This is a genomic window from Chryseobacterium sp. HNCC26DJ240, from assembly GCF_057180485.1.
Genome location: NZ_JBXUGK010000002.1, coordinates 115,511 through 131,912, shown reverse-complemented (window position 1 = coordinate 131,912; position 16,402 = coordinate 115,511). Strand labels below are relative to the sequence as shown.

Sequence of the window (16,402 nt, the reverse complement as noted above, 5' to 3'; positions counted from 1 at the left end):
ATTATTCTCCGCTTTTTTATTTTATTGATATGAAAAAATTAAATTATCTTTTTCTTCTGATAGGATTTTTCAGTTCAGCACAAAATTATATAGTTGAAAATGAAAAATTAAAAGGCAATATAAAATCTATTGATCTGTTTATTATCGAATATGGTAATAAAGAAAAACCTGTTGAATTAAAAACTTTCGACATTAAAGGAAGACCTCTCGTTATAAAAAAATACAGTGATGGATATTTCAGAAGCGAAGAACGAAACGAGTACAAACCCAATCAAATTATCACGACGCTTTGTGAACATTGTGGTGATAATTTCGAACAATATTTTTCTAAATTTTCTATTAAAGAAAATCAAAAATACCCTTATTCTGGTTATGCAACAAATGATCCCAGTGTAAGAAATAAAACCTACAAAACCATTGATAAAAAAGGCAATATTGTTTTGGAAAAATATTATACAGAAGAAGGGTACCTGACTTCTATCGTAAAATCTACTTACAATGCTCAATCTAAACTTCTTTCAAGAGAAAGCTATGACGATGAAAATAAATTGCTTTCGAGCACTAAAAGTATTTATAACAAAAGTAATTTGATAACCGAAGAAGTAAGTAAAAGTGAACACCGACCTGTATTAAAAATGAATTATTTCTACGATAATCTGGGAAGAATAACACTTGAAAAACAAAACTATAACAATAGCCTTTATGAAACATCTTATGATTATCTTAAAGAAAAAGACACTGCAAAAATTTTAAGATACTCTGCAAGTCCACCCAAAGATAAAAAACTGTATCAAATTGAATTAACATATCCCAAACAAAAAGGTAAAATAATAGAAAAACAAAATGTGTCTGATAATAAAGTTGGTTACAGAACAGTTTATGAATATGATGAAACCCAAAAACTAGTTGTACAGAAATATTACGATGACAAAAATGAACTTATCAGAGAAGCGCATTATTCTTATGATAAAAATAGTAATTGGATTGAAATCAATATTTCAGAAACCATAAATGTAATTTATAATAACGATTCTCCTAAAAAAGAGATTCAAAAAAAGAAATACATCAGAAAGATTGAATATTATTGATTTTAAGGCAATTTTATCTTTTCCAGTACGACAAGCAACAATCTATCTTGAAAACAAAAACCGGAGGATATTTCTCCGGTTTTTTTAACTTTTATATAAAATTGCTTTACAAATACCCATTTTGCACCAGCCACGCTGTAATTCTTTTCAGAGTAAGAGCATTCGGATCTACAGCAGACGAAAGAAATTTCACATTATCCTTTTGAGGAATAGAAACCACTTTTCTCACATTATCTTTAGCGCTAAACAGTTCAAAATTCTGAGCGTTATTACCACCTGCAAAATTTACTTTAGCAACCAAAATTCCTCCCGGAATAAAAAATTCATAAAAATCCTGACCGTTTCTTTTTCCTGTAGGATTAAAAAATCCAATTTGTTCTCCACCTTGCTCAATAGCTTTCGATTCCTTTAACTCAATTGGCCAACTTTTGTTACGTGAAACTAATGTGTAATTAACGGCAGTTCTCGGCGATACACCTTTAGATGCAATAAGCTCGGTAATCTTGGCTTCATTCAAATTATTTCCTTCAACGACTCCGCCTTTTCCGATCAGATTTACAAAACCTTTTTCCATACCTAATGTTGATAATTTGAAAATCCCCACTTGATTGGTTGGTAGAAACGTAAAGCGATAATACATTGTTGTATTGTCATTTTTATCGCCTTCAAACTCAGTACTCAAAACTGCAATGACCAATTTTTCGCCTTCCATTGAGTAAAGGTTAAAATTTTTGGTTAAGCCAAGATTCTGTTTCTGTACTTCGACTTTCCCTATTTTCTGACCATCGACAGTAATAATATTATTCTTGTAATCAACTTTTTGCGCTAAAAGAAAAATATTTATTCCTAGTACGCATAAAAACGTAAAAATTGTTTTCATCTAAAAATTTTTTAATTGTGCTCAAATTACAAATAATTTTCCACGGCACAATCATTGTAAGTTTTACTGAAAAGAAAGACAATGAAAGCAATTTGGAACGGTGCCATTGGCTTTGGCTTAGTCAATATTCCTGTGAAGATTTATTCTGCTACAGAAACCAGCAAACTGGATCTTGACATGCTGGATAAATCTGATTTTTCTAATATTAAATTTAAAAGAGTTAACGAAAAAACGGGTAAGGAAGTCAAGTGGGCAAACATTGTGAAAGGTTTTCTGATCGACGATAAATATGTTGTCCTCGAAGATGAAGATTACGAAGCTGCCAGTCCGGAAAAAACAAAAATTCTGGGCATCGAACATTTCGTTAAAGAAGTGGAGGTGGATTCTGTTTATTTTGAAACTCCTTATTTTCTCGAGCCACAGAAAAACGGTGAAAACGCGTACAGACTTTTAATCAAGGCTTTGCAGCAGACTAAAATGGTCGGTATCGGAACTTTTGTTTTGCGTGATACTGAAGCGATTGGAATGATTCGACCTTACAATGATGATGTTTTGGTTTTAAACCGTTTGAGATTCGATCAGGAAATCAGGGATTACAAACAGCTGAAAATCCCTGCCAAGAAAGCACCGAAACCAGCCGAACTGAAAATGGCTAAAAATCTGATCGAGCAACTTTCAGAACCATTTGATCCTACATTTTATAAAAATACCTATTCCGAATCACTGCTTAAAATCATTAAGAAAAAAGCGAAAGGAAAATCTGTTAAAGTGAAAAAATCTGAACCTGCAAAACAGGGTAAAGTAATTGATTTAATGGCACAGCTGAAAGCCAGTTTACAAACTCCAAAATCTAAAAACGCTTCCTGATCATGGCTCTTAAAGACTACAACGACAAACGGAAATTCGATGAAACCACCGAACCGAAAGGCAAAACCAAAAAGAGTGATGACAAACTTATTTTTGTGATCCAAAGACATGCTGCGTCAAGGTTGCACTACGATTTTCGTCTGGAGATGGAAGGTGTTCTGAAAAGCTGGGCAGTTCCGAAGGGACCATCACTGAATCCTGAAGACAAGCGTCTTGCAATGATGGTGGAAGATCATCCGTACGATTACAAAGATTTTGAAGGAAATATTCCGGAAGGAAATTATGGTGCCGGACAGGTTGAAATATGGGACAGCGGGACATACGAGCCTTTGGACGATACCAGCAAACTTTCGGATGAAAAAGAACTTTTGAAAGAATTAAAAGGTGGTTCGCTTAAATTTATCTTACACGGTAAAAAACTGAAAGGAGAATTTGCTTTGGTTAAAATGAAAAATGCAGAAAACAATTCATGGCTTTTAATTAAACATAAAGACAAATTTGCCAAAGATGAATATGATGCTGAAGAAAACGTATCACCTAAATCGTTAGTTTCAAAATTCATCGAGGAAAAAAAAAGCCTAAAAAGCAACAAAAAAGAGAAGTAATCACTTCAGAGATAAAATCAAAATTTCAACGATTCAATTCTTTGGTTGATGAGAAGAAATTGGAGAAGTTCATCAAACCGATGCTCGCAAAATCTTCTGATGATGCGTTTGATGATGAGGACTGGATTTTCGAAATTAAATGGGACGGTTACCGTGCCGTAGCCGATCTCAGCAATAAGCAACCACTTTTTTACTCCCGAAACGGAATTTCATTTTTATCTAAATTCAATTCTATCACCGAAGATTTTAGTCAGCAAAAACATCACATGATTTTGGATGGTGAAATTGTAGCTTATGACGAAAACGGAAAACCAAGCTTTCAGCTTTTACAACAGATTGGCGACAATCCGGATTTGGCTCTAACCTATCAGGTTTTTGATCTTTTGTGGCTGAATGGTCATTCTACCGAAGAACTTCCTTTAATTCAACGAAAGGAGCTTTTAAAAGACGCGTTAATTGAAACGGATCTGATTAAATTCTGCGATCACGTTCCTGAAAAAGGAATTGACTTTTTTAATCAAATGAAAAAAATGGAGCTTGAAGGAATGATTGCTAAAAAAGCCGACAGCGTTTATACCGAAAATTCCCGAAGCACAGATTGGCTCAAAATAAAATTCACCAACACCGAAGAAGCGATTATCTGTGGTTTTACCGAACCAAAAGGTTCAAGGCAAGGCTTTGGTGCTTTGATTTTAGGAAAATATATAAACGGAAAATTAACCTATTCCGGACATACGGGAACAGGCTTTAATAACGAACTGTTGAATTCTCTTCATGCGCGGTTGAATAAATTAGTAGTAAAAACTTCACCTTTTGAGACAATTCCCAAAACCAATATGCCCGTGACATGGACGAAACCCGAATTGGTCTGTGAAATAAAATTTTCGGAAATTACCAAAGACGGAATGTTCCGCCACCCTGTTTTTGTGGCACTTCGTGAAGATAAGGAAGCGAAGGAAATCAGTAATTCAGTTAAAAAACCTGCTCAGAAAACTTCAAAATCCAAAACTATGACGACAAAAAAAACATCCGAAAAGTCAGAAGATGAAAACGAAAAAGACAGCGAAATTACACTGAACCGACATAAAATAAAACTCACCAATCAGGATAAAATCTACTTTCCAAAAGATAAAATAAGCAAAGGCGATGTCGTGGAATATTACCAATCGGTAGCGGATTATATTTTACCGCACCTTAAAAACCGACCGCTTTCCCTCAACCGTTTTCCCAGCGGAATCGATCATTCCGGATTTTACCAGAAAGACGCGGGAGATTCCTTTCCGGATTGGATTAAAACGACCAAAGTACATTCTGAATCTACCGATAAATACATTGATTACGCCATCTGCAATGACAAAGCAACCTTAGCTTATCTCAACAATTTGGGCTGCATCGATTTCAATCCGTGGAACTCATCACTTCCCGATCTGGATCATCCCGATTATCTGGTTTTAGACCTCGATCCGTCAAAGAAAAATACTTTTGATCATGTGATCGAAACAGCACAGCAGGTGAAGGAAATTTTAGACCTAATTAAAATAAAAGGCTACTGCAAAACTTCCGGAAGCACGGGAATTCACATCTACATTCCGATGGGTGGCGGTTACGATTACGATCAGGTGAAAGATTTTGCACTGATTCTGATGCAGCAGGTTCACGAAAAACTCCCAAAAATTACAACACTGGAACGCAGTCTTCAAAAAAGAGACGACAAAAAAATATATCTCGACTACCTTCAAAACAGACAGGGTCAAACTCTAGCCAGCGTTTACAGCCTCAGACCGAAAGAAGGCGCCGCCGTTTCAATGCCACTGAAATGGGATGAACTGAAAAAAGGTTTGAAACCAACAGACTTTAATATTGAAAATGCTTTGGAAAGAATTAAGGCAAAAGGAGATTTGTTTAAACCTGTTTTTGGAAAAGGAATTGATATGATGAAGGCGTTGGAGATGTTGGAAGGGATGAATTGATGTTCGCAAATATTAACATTCTATTTCTTTAAGGTAAGTTTGTCATTCTGAAAGAATCTAGCACAAATTGCTATATAAAATCTCTAATGCTTTGTTGAGATCCCTACGGGATGACAAACTGAGTGCTGATATTGAACTAAAATAAAGAATCAAGGCAATTTCGCCACCAAACTCTCCGGCAGAATTTTTAAAATAAAATAAATCATTTTCCACTTAAAATTGGGAACGATGGTGAAAGAATTTCCGGCATCAACGATATGTGTTGCCACATAATCAGGTTCCATGAGAAGATTTTTATTTAATTCTAAACCTGCATTGATTTTAGTATTGATGTATCCGCTGACCAAAACGTTCACTGTAATATTTCGTTGAGCCAATTCCTGTCTTAAACCTGCCAGATAGGTTGTGAACGCAGCCTTTGTACTTCCGTAAACAAAATTGCTTTTCCTTCCACGAACACCCGATAGTGAAGACAACCCGATGATTCTTTCTAAATTTTTATTGGATTGATCCATCGCAACGATATTCAGAATCGAAACACCGCCCATGTAATTGACCTGCATCATTTGCTGAGTTCCTTTAAAATCTTTTAGAGCATCAACGTTTTCAACCAAAAATCCTGCAGTGTAAACGACGATGTGAGGCTTCACCAACAATTCATCATAAAATTTTTGATGGGAATCAAAATCCGCTGCGTCAAAATATAAAACAGAAACTTTATCTGACAAATTATTTTCTGCAACAAAATCTTCCAAAGAATCTGTACTTCTGGAAGCGGCGGCGATGGCAAAACCTTTTTCAACATATTGCAAGATGCACTGCTTTGCCACATCGGAATTGGCACCAAGAATAAGAACGTTTTTGGCTTTATTTTGACTCATTGGGCAAAGATATTTTTTAAAATAGGGTTTTACAAATCGTTGTTTGCATTAAACAGAAATTTCACAACTGTTTTACACAAATAACCACGGTTTTTGATTCTCTTTTAGAAGTATTTTCATTAAAAATCTCTTTAAAAGTTAATAAGCATCAGATGAACGCAAACTCTTGAAACACCCATAAACAAAAGGATTTCCATTCCGAAACCGAAATGATGTGTTACGAAAACCAGTTTTCCTTATCAGAAGCAGTAAATCTTCAGTCCGAAGCTCTGGCGCATCAGTCCGAAGCATTAAATCCGCATTCCGAAGCATTGGCGCGTCATTCCGAAGCCTCCGGGAGGGCATCTTTTTGTCTTCGGAATAAGGATTTTTCTTTACGGACTATTTTTAAGTCGTTTTTATATTGTAAGATGAATTAATGAAGAACAAAGCTAATTTATAAAGATACTTTCAGGAGTTGTTTTTTCGTTCCTTTTCTTCCGATGAAGAAGGTAGAATTTCCTGACAGAGCGCCATTGGAAACCATAAACGGAACTTCATTTTCTTTGTCATCCAAGATTTCCTGATAATCAAAATCGCCGTTTTCGCTGATTTTGATTACATTAAGATTGGATCTTTTAACGCCCGTCTGCCCAAACTGAATTCTGTCGTTGCTTAATTTTCTCACTTTTTCACCGGTATTGATAAAAAAGTAGGCATCGTTTCCGACAGCAGTGGATGTATAGGAAATATAAGCTTCATCATCGCCGGTTTTCTGTCTTTTATTAATATTCCTTGCCCACACAATTTCACCGTTTGAATTGATTCTTGCGCTTACAATATCATCATAATGATAAATCATCTGCGTAGAACCGCCACCGTAGGGCGATGCGTAATAATGCGAAGTGATATAAAATTCTTCTGCATTAAAAATGATATCTCCATTTGGAGTCGTAATTATTTTTCTGAAGAAAAGATTTTTCAGTTCTTTATCTTTGTCTGTACCGTATTTATCGATCATAAACTGCTCGGTAAACGGATTGAATTTTACTTTTTTTACCTCTAAATCTGTTGGGTTCAGTTCAAAATAACAGATTCCTTTGAACCTTGTATCTTTTCTGTCCGAATAAAAGCCAAGACAAATCAGGCGGTTATCCAGAACAATGGTTTTTAGAGAGGCGGCATAATGTTCGTTAGAATCAAAAACCTGTGTTTTTACATTTTCTCCGGTGATGCTGGTCAGTTCGTACTGGTATTTTCCTCCTTCTTTTTTCTTCTTCTGTTCATCGGTGTATACTTTTCCGAGAACGTAGATTGTTTTTCCGTCTTTAGAAACATCGATATTCTCATAAACGAATTTCCGGTCTTTGATATCTCTTTTAAAGGTATGGTCAATATTTTTGTGAAGGGATTTATCAAAGACAAACATCTTGTGTGTTTCCACATTTCTGTCTTTAATATCGACAGTTACAGCAAATGCAGTTCTGTCTTCATTTACAATCATTCTTGCACCCGAGTCACGGTCAAAAACTCCGAAACCGAGAAAAGCAAACTGCTTAATCTCATCACTGTTCACACGGAACAGTTCATTTTTTTTGAAATTAAAATCATTGATATTGGCAGTCATCGAGGAGCAGATATAGGCTTTCTGATCTTTTTCGTACATAAAATCGATGATATTTACATTTTCGCCATCCATGATCACTCCTAAAACAGAGCTTTGTCTCACAGCTTTTGAGTATTTTAATTCATATTCAAATTCCTTGATCAGTTTTAGATTGGCGTCGTAGTGTTCGAAATAATAACCCAAACCGGTTGAGAATGCACCGCCAACATACGAGCGGACAACAACTACTCCACCTTTTCCGTCATCTTCCACCAAGGCGATTGACGAATGTTTGTATTCGTCTTTAAAAACAGAACTTTTTTTAATATCAAACGGAATTTTCTGTGCGAAAGAAATGAAGCTTACGAAAGCCAAAACAAAGCAGAGGAGATTTTTTTTCATGGAAAAATAGTTTATCAGCAGCAAAGATATTTTTTTAACCTATATATTCATCATATTTTAATTGCAATTGTAATATTTATCAGTATTAATTAAATATTGTTCAAAAGATTAGTCATCTTACTTCAAGAATCGGTAATTCCAATAAAACAAAAACGGCGGTGAAACACTTGGTTCCATCGCCGTTTTGATTTTATTTTAAATCTGAAAATTACTTCTTTTCAGTATCTATCGCTTCTTTTTTGTCAGCTTCTTTCGTTGCTTTTTCACCGAAACGGGCATCTGTAAACTCTCTTGAGATCGCTGCCTTTTCGAATTTCAATTTTCCTGAAAGAGTTTCAATTACGATTCCGTCATCATGGATTTGGGCAATTCTTCCGTGAAGACCAGATGTAAGCACTACTCTGCTTCCCACTTTCAGCTCTTCCTGAAATTTTTTCTCCTGCTTCTGCTTTTTCATCTGAGGTCTGATCATCAGGAAATAAAACCCGACAACCATTGCTGCCATCATGATTGGCATCATGTAAGGATTGCTGTTTGGAGCTGCTGCCTGTAAAAATACTGTTAACATAATTAATTCTGGATATTAGCTGTGAATGTAAGTTTGATAGGTGCTTTCTCCACGTTGGCAAAAACATCAGCATATTTATTTACCATTCCTGCATCGAAGGAAGAAGAATCAAAACTTAAAGTAATCTGTCCTTTTTTACCCGGCAGGATTGGATCTTTCGTAAACTCGGGAGCTGTACATCCGCAACCAGGCTTCACTTCAGAAATAACCAAAGGATTTTTCCCTGTGTTGGTGATTTCGTAAACGTGGTTTACTTTATCTCCTTTTTTAATTTTTCCGAAATCAAAATTGCTTTCAGAAAGGGCAACTGATGTGGTTGGCTGATTAGAAACCGGTGCCGCCGCAGTGGTAGAATCTCCTGAAACAGCCGGAGCCGTAAGAGAATCCTGAGCTGGTGCTGCAGTGGAATCTGCGCTTATACCTGATGAATTTGTAGTTTCTGTAGTTTCTTTTTTACACGAAACCAAACCAAAACCTATAACCGACAATGCGATGATTGATAATGTCTTTTTCATATTAGATTTATTATTTATATTCTGTTTAAATCTTTGCAATATTTATCTAAAATTCCGTTGATGAAAATGTTTGAACGGTCTGTAGCAAACACTTTGGCAATCTCGATATATTCGTTGATGATTACTCTTGAAGGTGTAAGAGGAAATTTATCGATTTCAGAAATTGCGCATGATAAAATCACTTTATCCATTACAGCAACTCTTTCCAAATCCCAGTTTTCAAGTCTTTCGGTAAGCACTTTTTCGGTACTTTCCCATGCATTAAGTGTTTCGCGTAGCAGTTTTCCGGCAAAAGCTTTGTCATCCTGATCTTTGATCATTTTTATCAGCGTTTTGCTTTCCTGATCTTCCTTTAAAAAACCGATTGTTTTCTGTACCATAGAATTGGCGATGTGTACATCATCAGACCATGAAAGTTCCTTGTCTGAAATATAGTCCTGAAAATCTTCATTTTCTGCCATATATCTTAGGAAAAGCTTACCGATGAATTTCTGATCAGCTTCGAAAGAATATCCTTCCTCTTTCATAAAATCCTGATATCTTTTTCCGGCAGTCATTCTCTGGAATGTTTTCTTTAAAAGATCGTCATGCAAATCCCATTTGAGTTCTTTGTGCTGACCTGTGAAAAACAATCTCTCCGGATTTTCTTCCAGCTTTTTAAGAACCTGATTGTTGATGAATTTCTGATTAGGATTGGTGTCTGAATCAGTCTTCAGATATTTGTTTTTACTGATTTCGATCTGGTTTTCTGCCAAATCTTTCAGGGCTACCAAAAAATTCAGTTCATAGATATACAGATGGTAGATCTTTTCGATTGAGGAGAACATATTTTTCTCCAAAACATCAAATTTGATCGGGTTTTGACAGTACGAGTACACCGATTCTACAACTTTCTCACGGATTTGTCTTCTTCCTAACATTCAAAGAGCTTTTTATGGGTGCAAAGATATGAAATTTAAAATTATTGAAATTCGTAGTCTGAACCTATTTTCGTAATTTTGTAAAACTTTATGAAAGCGCTTAAAACCTTAAATCCATATTTCTGGAAACACAAAATACTCTTATTTTGGGGATTACTTTTCATCATTGCAAGTAATTTTTTCAACATTTACAAAGTACAGTTTATTGGAAAATCTGTGGATGAGCTTACCAAAAGCGGGCATCTGGGATTCAACAGACAGGTATTGATTTATGTTGCAATTATTGTCGGTTGCTCACTTCTCACAGGTGTTTTTACTTTTATGATGAGGCAGACCATCATTGTCGCATCCCGAAGAATTGAATACGAACTGAAAAATAAAATCTACAGCCATTATCAGGATCTTTCGCTGACGGATTATAAGCAGACAACGATTGGTGATTTGATGAACAGACTCAGTGAGGACGTTGTAGCTGTAAGAATGTATCTCGGCCCAGGCGTGATGTATGTGGTGAATCTTTTTATTTTGCTCATTATCACGAGCATTTATATGTTGACCACTGATGTTTCGATGACGTTGTGGACCTTGCTGCCATTGCCCGTTTTGTCGTATGTGATTTTTAAGGTAAGCTCTATCATCAATCAGAAATCCAAGATTATGCAGAAAAGCCAGTCGGGGATTTCTACATTTGTTCAGGACAGTTTTTCGGGAATAAGGGTGGTGAAATTTTTTGCCAAAGAAAATTACATCAAGAAAAATTATGGTCTTAAAGTTTCCGATTATCAGGATAAGGCACTGGATTTAGCTAAAACCGAAGCGTATTTTTTCACTATTATTCTTTTCGTCATCGGACTTCTGAATGTTTTGGTAATCCTTGTTGGTGGACAGAAATACATCAACGGAGAATTGAGTATCGGAAAGATTGCAGATTTCTTCATGTACATCAATATTCTGATCTGGCCATTTTCGATGGTGGGCTGGGTAACTTCTATCAACCAACGTGCAGAAGCATCAATGCAAAGAATTAATGAATTTTTAGATAAAAAATCAGATATCGTTAATACTAATTTTGAAGACTATCCGATAAAAGGTGATATTGAATTCAGGAATGTATCTTATGTTTATCCCAATACAGGTATTCGCGCTTTAGATAAATTAAATTTTAAAATAAATTCAGGTGAATCTCTTGCTATCATGGGAAAAACAGGAAGTGGAAAATCTACCATTGCACTGCTTTTATGCCGACTTATCGATCCTACAGAAGGTGAAATTCTGATTGACGGAAAAAATCTCAAAGAGCATAATTTAGAAAATTACAGAAAATTCATCGGTTACATTCCGCAGGAAAGTTATCTTTTTTCGGACACGATCGAGCATAATATCGGTTTCTCTATCGAAAATCCTACTCATGAAAAAGTGGTTGAATACGCTAAAATCGCCGATGTTCATAAAAATATTGTTGGCTTTAAAGATCAGTATGAAACGACGGTTGGCGAACGTGGCGTGATGCTTTCCGGAGGGCAGAAGCAGAGGATTTGTATTGCCCGTGCTTTGATTAAAAATCCTAATATTATTATTTTTGATGACTCATTATCTGCTTTAGATACAGAGACTGAGCAGAATATTCTTGAAAACATTGACCGCAAAATTCAGAATGCGACGTCAATTATCATTACGCACAGAGAATCGAGTGCACAGCGGGCAAATGTGATTATCAACTTGTCTGAAATTAACAATTCTGTAATTCCTTAACAGTTTCTTTCATAATTGTTAAATAAATCATAAAAAAAATTTTGTGGTTGAAAGAAAACTTTTATATTTGTTCTGAACAAGATTAAAAATTTATCTAACAATGAGTGATTACAAGGAACGCCATGAAAATGAAATTTTCACGAAGGTGTTAAAGGCAGGAAGAAGGACGTATTTCTTTGATGTGCGCGAGACGAAAGCAGGAGATTATTATCTTACGATTACCGAAAGCAAAAAGAACTTCGGAGACAATGGAGAGGCTACTTTTGAGAAGCACAAAATATATCTCTACAAAGAAGATTTCAAAAATTTTCAGGATATGTTTAATGAATCAACAGATTTTATCATCAATGAAAAAGGTGAAGATGTAATCTCTGAAAAGCATGATAAAGACTTTAAAAGCAGAACTTTCACGATCGATTCTGACGACGAGGTTTAAATTTCAGAAAAATAAAAATATACAGCATCTTTTTGAGATGCTTTTTTTGTGTGTGAAACTATGGTTTTGGAAATCCCTGAGAATACAAAATAAAAAAGTACACTATAAAAGTGTACTTTTCTGGGGTGAATGAGGGGTCTCGAACCCCCGACCTCCGGAACCACAATCCGGCGCTCTAACCAACTGAGCTACAATCACCGTTTTTGGTGGTGCAAATATAAGAAAGATTTTTTAATTACAAAATTATTCCGTCAAAATTTTTCAAAGCCATTAACTTTTCTGTTGTAAAGCCCTCTGCATAGGTTACTCCGGATAATCTTCCCAAATCCTGTGCGCGATAAGTTAAACTTTCATAGAAGTCTTTTGACGTAATCGGCGTTTCTGGCTCTGTTGATTTTGGATCATAGAATTGAGTTTTGAATGCCATACATGCTTCAATCTTCTTATCAAGGTGTTCTGAGATATCAATCACAAAATCCGGCTGTACATCTTTCCATTGAATGTAGTGATAAATCTGCTTTGGTCTCCAGACATCCTGAGCTTCTCCATCCAGAATTGTTTCTATCTTTCTTAAACCTGCTAAAAAGCAAGCATCTGACTCTAATTTTGCCGCTTTCGCATGATCCGGATGTCTGTCATCAATGGCATTTGCCAAAACGATTTCCGGTTTGTATTTGCGAATCATTTTCACCAATTCCATTCGGTATTCTTCAGAATTAACTAAAAAACCATCTTTCAGACCTAAATTTTCTCTCGCTGCTACTCCTAAAATCTTTGCAGCTTCAGTAGCTTCTTCTTTTCTGGTTTGATCTGTCCCTCGTGTGCCCAATTCCCCTTTAGTTAAATCAACTATAACACAGGTTTTCCCTTCTGAAATTAATTTAGCTATTGTTCCGCCACAACCCAATTCCACATCGTCGGGATGAGCTCCAAAAGCGAGTATATCTGTTTTCATATTTCAAAGATAATTACTTTAGATGAAAGTAAAAAGAGACTGCTAAAAAGCAGTCTCTTTCATTTATGGTAATCTAAAATTATTTAGATAGTTTCTCCTTCAGTGCAACAGCATCCGGTGTAGAGAAAGTTTCAATAGATTTGTTAATGTATTGTAAACTTCTCTCCTTGTCACTCGTAGTAAGGTTTGCGAGATTGTAATAAACATTTGCCAAAGTTTCTTTAGCATTTGCTTTTTCTTCTGCAGTTTTTGCTCCCAAAACAGATACGAATCTTTCGTAAGAAGCAATTGCGTTTTCAGCATCTCCAGCTTTCTGGAACGCAAAACCTAAACCATAGAAACCAGATTCCCAAGTAGGAAGCTCTACAGTAAGTTTTTGCCAAGCATAAGCTGCTCCTTTCCAGTTTTCAACTGCCTGATATTCGTTAGCTAATTTAAACAGTGCATCAGAATCATTAGGTTTAGCTGCAAGTTGCTTATTTAATGCGTCGATTGTCGCATTGGTTGCTCCTTCAGTTGGTGCTGAAACCTGAGCAATTGCTTTTTTAGCTCCGCTTGCAATATCAAACTCTTCATCCCAATTGAACGTCGTGTCTTTTGCTGCCTTTGCTGCTGCTATTTTTGTCTTCGCATCCTGCATCATGGCCTGATCGTTATTAACTTTTGCCAAACCTGCCTGCACAAGACCTAAAAGACCTGTATCGCTCACCTGAACTCTTGATTTTTCAGCTTGAGAAATAAAGTTTTCTATATTTGTTTTTGCTCCTGCATAGTCTTTTTTCTGATATAGAAGATAAGCTTTAATTCTATACTTAGATGGATCCTGAACTTTATCAAAAACTGTATCCAATGCATTTCCTGCACCTGTATAATCTTTAGTTAAAAAGGCTAATTTTGAATAATCCAAAACTGTATTTGGGTCATTATCTGCTAATGACAAATATTTCTTGTAGTTGGCAGATGCCTGATCCCAATCCTGATATAAACTAAAATAATTTCCTAATAGCTTATATGTTGGAGCAAAACTTGGATCTGCTTTTGCAGCCTGATCAAGATTTGCCTTTGCTTTATCCACTGCTTTGGCATTCAACCAAAGAGAACCCATTCTTGTGTATACTACCGCTTTAGATTTCGCTACCGGCAAAGCCTTTTCATAAGCTGTCATTGCGTTACCATAGTCTACCCCACTTTTAGTTTGCACACCCAATGCAGTATATGCGTCACCCAAACTGTACAGGTAAGACGCAGGAGCACCAGATTTCTCAGATTTCTCAATAGCTTTATTCAATAATTCTATCGCTAACCTTGGGTCGTTGCTCTTATCATATTTAACTAAAGTTTTACCTGCTTCAGCAAGCAAATCTGCATCTTTTTCACGAGAATCTTTTACAATAGCGTTAATTTCTGCAACTGCTGCAGCTTTCTCTCCTTTTCCTAATTTTACAGAAGCTAAACCTAATCTGCTGTAGAAAGATTTTTTAGCATCTAATGCCAAACCTTTATTGAACGCTTCAGTTGCCTGAGCAAAATCTGGCTCAGCCTGAGAAAGATAAGTATTACCTAAATAGAAAAAGTTTTTATCTGTAGGCTCTTTTGCAATTAACTGAGTAAATACCTCTTTAGCCTGACCAAATTTATAGCTTTCCACCAAAATTTCACCTTGCTGAACGCTTTGTGCATACGCTACATTTAAAAAAGAAAATGCTGCAACTCCTCCTAATGCTAATTTTTTTGATATTCCAACTCTTATTTCCATTGACATATTTTTGAAATTATAATTATTTTTTAAATTTAACCTTTTATATTTTATCAATTATCAGACCATTTGTGTTACTCCTGGCTAATCTTCACTTCTCTCGGAATGATGTAAAATGGCTGTAAGCCTTGTTTTTTAACTATTATTTGCCCGGGCTGCGAGCATGAGAACCTAATAAATCCATTACCTAAACCAAAATAAGCTTCGTTAGTAAGAAAATACAAAACTCTTGTAAAAGGATAAGTATTGTTTTTCATTGTCTCCGTCGAAATACTGATACTCTTTCCTTTGGAATCAACAATTGGTAATATATTTACAGATTCACGGAACATTTTAGATTCTGTATTGTGGGGACGACTCAATGCGTTGTAACCAATTACTCCAATACTGTTTGGATATTTATTGATTTCTTTAATAATGTCTTCGTTATTGGGAAGCGAAGAATATTTTAAATCATTAGGTGAAATCCCAAGTCTTTTTGCAATAAAACTGGTATTTGCGGAATTTGAACCGTCAAAAATGAGACTGTTTTTACCATCCAATAATCTCCCTTTAATTTCATCTACTGAAAGTTGTGTGATTGTGGAATTTTTTGAAACTATAAAAACCAAGCCGTCAGCAGCAAATCTCGCTGGTTCAACTTCAGAATTAAATTTTTGCTTAAATGCAGTTTTTTCGTCATTAGTAAGCTCTCGGGACATTACAATAACTCTTGCTTTACCGTTTAGAAGATCCTGTAAAGCAACATTTTCTTTTTTAATAACAAAATTAATTTTTGTCTTTGGATAAAAAAGCATGTACCGATCCTTTAAAACGCGAGTCACATTTTCGAAAGATTCATCTGCAACTACAGTGATAGCACCCGTTTGAGGTGAATCTGTTTTGTCTTTTGAGCAAGATGATAAAAATATTAATACAAAAAGAAGATATACTAAACTCTTATTCATCCTGATCAGATTTTTTTATTTGATAGTAGCCTCTCGTAATTCTAAAAATACCATATCCAATAAGCACAGCACCTAGTGGGTAAGCAGTCATTTGCTCCAGTGGAAAAACGATAAATGCTTTGTAAACAATGGTAAAAATTCCTACAACAATGTAGCATAAGCCTACCAAAATTGATAAATATCTAAACAACATAAAGCAAAAATACTAAAATAAAATCAGTCTGAAAGTTAAAAAAAGTTAATAAAAAAGAGCAACAAACTAAATTGCTGCTCTT

At 35.5% G+C, this 16,402-nt stretch carries 16 protein-coding genes and 1 tRNA gene; 6 read left to right on the top strand and 11 right to left on the bottom strand.

Features of this window, described 5'->3' with window-relative positions; all coding sequences use genetic code 11:
- The first annotated feature begins 29 nt into the window (after positions 1–29).
- Entirely contained in the window at positions 30–1,088 is a 1,059-nt protein-coding gene (locus tag AC2A1G_RS03705) for a hypothetical protein (protein WP_484045609.1), read from the top strand.
- A gap of 106 nt (positions 1,089–1,194) precedes the next feature.
- On the opposite strand, the gene AC2A1G_RS03700 is transcribed toward AC2A1G_RS03705, so the two are convergent.
- Positions 1,195–1,968 carry a hypothetical protein gene (locus AC2A1G_RS03700; protein ID WP_484045608.1) on the bottom strand — a complete coding sequence of 258 codons (774 nt, stop codon included), beginning with the start codon at positions 1,966–1,968 and terminating at the stop codon, positions 1,195–1,197.
- Between the two features lie 81 nt (positions 1,969–2,049).
- On the opposite strand from AC2A1G_RS03700, the gene ku reads away from it, so the two are divergent.
- Genes ku through ligD form a run of 3 tightly spaced genes read left to right on the top strand, consistent with a single transcriptional unit; the run spans position 2,050 to position 5,410 of the window.
- Complete coding sequence (gene ku / locus AC2A1G_RS03695) at positions 2,050–2,835, top strand: non-homologous end joining protein Ku (RefSeq protein ID WP_484045607.1); 786 nt, start codon at positions 2,050–2,052, stop codon at positions 2,833–2,835.
- Positions 2,836–2,837: 2 nt separating this feature from the next.
- The gene (locus tag AC2A1G_RS03690; protein ID WP_484045606.1) at positions 2,838–3,440 is read left to right on the top strand and encodes a DNA polymerase ligase N-terminal domain-containing protein; all 603 of its coding nucleotides are present in this window, start codon (positions 2,838–2,840) and stop codon (positions 3,438–3,440) included.
- Between the two features lie 59 nt (positions 3,441–3,499).
- Entirely contained in the window at positions 3,500–5,410 is a 1,911-nt protein-coding gene (gene ligD / locus AC2A1G_RS03685; RefSeq protein ID WP_484045605.1) for a DNA ligase D, read from the top strand.
- A 149-nt stretch (positions 5,411–5,559) separates the two neighbouring features.
- On the opposite strand, the gene AC2A1G_RS03680 is transcribed toward ligD, so the two are convergent.
- From AC2A1G_RS03680 to AC2A1G_RS03660, 5 genes are all read right to left on the bottom strand, one after another.
- The gene (locus AC2A1G_RS03680; protein ID WP_484045604.1) at positions 5,560–6,291 is read right to left on the bottom strand and encodes an SDR family NAD(P)-dependent oxidoreductase; all 732 of its coding nucleotides are present in this window, start codon (positions 6,289–6,291) and stop codon (positions 5,560–5,562) included.
- Between the two features lie 436 nt (positions 6,292–6,727).
- Positions 6,728–8,278 carry a hypothetical protein gene (locus tag AC2A1G_RS03675; RefSeq protein ID WP_484045603.1) on the bottom strand — a complete coding sequence of 517 codons (1,551 nt, stop codon included), beginning with the start codon at positions 8,276–8,278 and terminating at the stop codon, positions 6,728–6,730.
- Positions 8,279–8,486: 208 nt separating this feature from the next.
- Positions 8,487–8,846, bottom strand: a complete 360-nt coding sequence (gene yajC / locus AC2A1G_RS03670; protein WP_484045602.1) for a preprotein translocase subunit YajC — start codon at positions 8,844–8,846, stop codon at positions 8,487–8,489.
- Between the two features lie 2 nt (positions 8,847–8,848).
- Complete coding sequence (locus tag AC2A1G_RS03665) at positions 8,849–9,361, bottom strand: DUF1573 domain-containing protein (protein WP_484045601.1); 513 nt, start codon at positions 9,359–9,361, stop codon at positions 8,849–8,851.
- A 14-nt stretch (positions 9,362–9,375) separates the two neighbouring features.
- Positions 9,376–10,281, bottom strand: coding sequence for a transcription antitermination protein NusB (locus tag AC2A1G_RS03660; protein WP_484045600.1), 906 nt, complete (start codon positions 10,279–10,281; stop codon positions 9,376–9,378).
- A 90-nt stretch (positions 10,282–10,371) separates the two neighbouring features.
- Here AC2A1G_RS03660 and AC2A1G_RS03655 point away from each other — a divergent pair, with 90 nt between their 5' ends.
- Together AC2A1G_RS03655 and AC2A1G_RS03650 are read left to right on the top strand one after the other, a co-directional pair.
- Entirely contained in the window at positions 10,372–12,033 is a 1,662-nt protein-coding gene (locus tag AC2A1G_RS03655) for an ABC transporter ATP-binding protein (protein WP_484045599.1), read from the top strand.
- 100 nt (positions 12,034–12,133) lie between these two features.
- The gene (locus tag AC2A1G_RS03650) at positions 12,134–12,469 is read left to right on the top strand and encodes a DUF3276 family protein (protein WP_262149354.1); all 336 of its coding nucleotides are present in this window, start codon (positions 12,134–12,136) and stop codon (positions 12,467–12,469) included.
- A 121-nt stretch (positions 12,470–12,590) separates the two neighbouring features.
- Here the strand turns inward: AC2A1G_RS03650 and AC2A1G_RS03645 are convergent.
- The 5 genes from AC2A1G_RS03645 to AC2A1G_RS03625 all read right to left on the bottom strand — a co-directional run bounded on the left by AC2A1G_RS03645 (position 12,591) and on the right by AC2A1G_RS03625 (position 16,320).
- Positions 12,591–12,667 (bottom strand) — tRNA-His (locus AC2A1G_RS03645).
- 37 nt (positions 12,668–12,704) lie between these two features.
- On the bottom strand, positions 12,705–13,424 hold the full coding sequence (gene bshB1 / locus AC2A1G_RS03640) for a bacillithiol biosynthesis deacetylase BshB1 (RefSeq protein ID WP_484045598.1): 720 nt from the start codon (positions 13,422–13,424) through the stop codon (positions 12,705–12,707).
- Between the two features lie 79 nt (positions 13,425–13,503).
- Positions 13,504–15,180: a tetratricopeptide repeat protein gene (locus AC2A1G_RS03635; protein WP_484045597.1), complete on the bottom strand. Its 1,677-nt coding sequence runs from the start codon at positions 15,178–15,180 to the stop codon at positions 13,504–13,506.
- Between the two features lie 74 nt (positions 15,181–15,254).
- Positions 15,255–16,127, bottom strand: a complete 873-nt coding sequence (locus tag AC2A1G_RS03630) for a PstS family phosphate ABC transporter substrate-binding protein (protein WP_484045596.1) — start codon at positions 16,125–16,127, stop codon at positions 15,255–15,257.
- Positions 16,120–16,320: a C4-dicarboxylate ABC transporter gene (locus AC2A1G_RS03625; RefSeq protein ID WP_484045595.1), complete on the bottom strand. Its 201-nt coding sequence runs from the start codon at positions 16,318–16,320 to the stop codon at positions 16,120–16,122. The genes AC2A1G_RS03630 and AC2A1G_RS03625 overlap by 8 nt, the downstream gene beginning before the upstream one ends.
- Between the last annotated feature and the right edge of the window lie 82 nt (positions 16,321–16,402).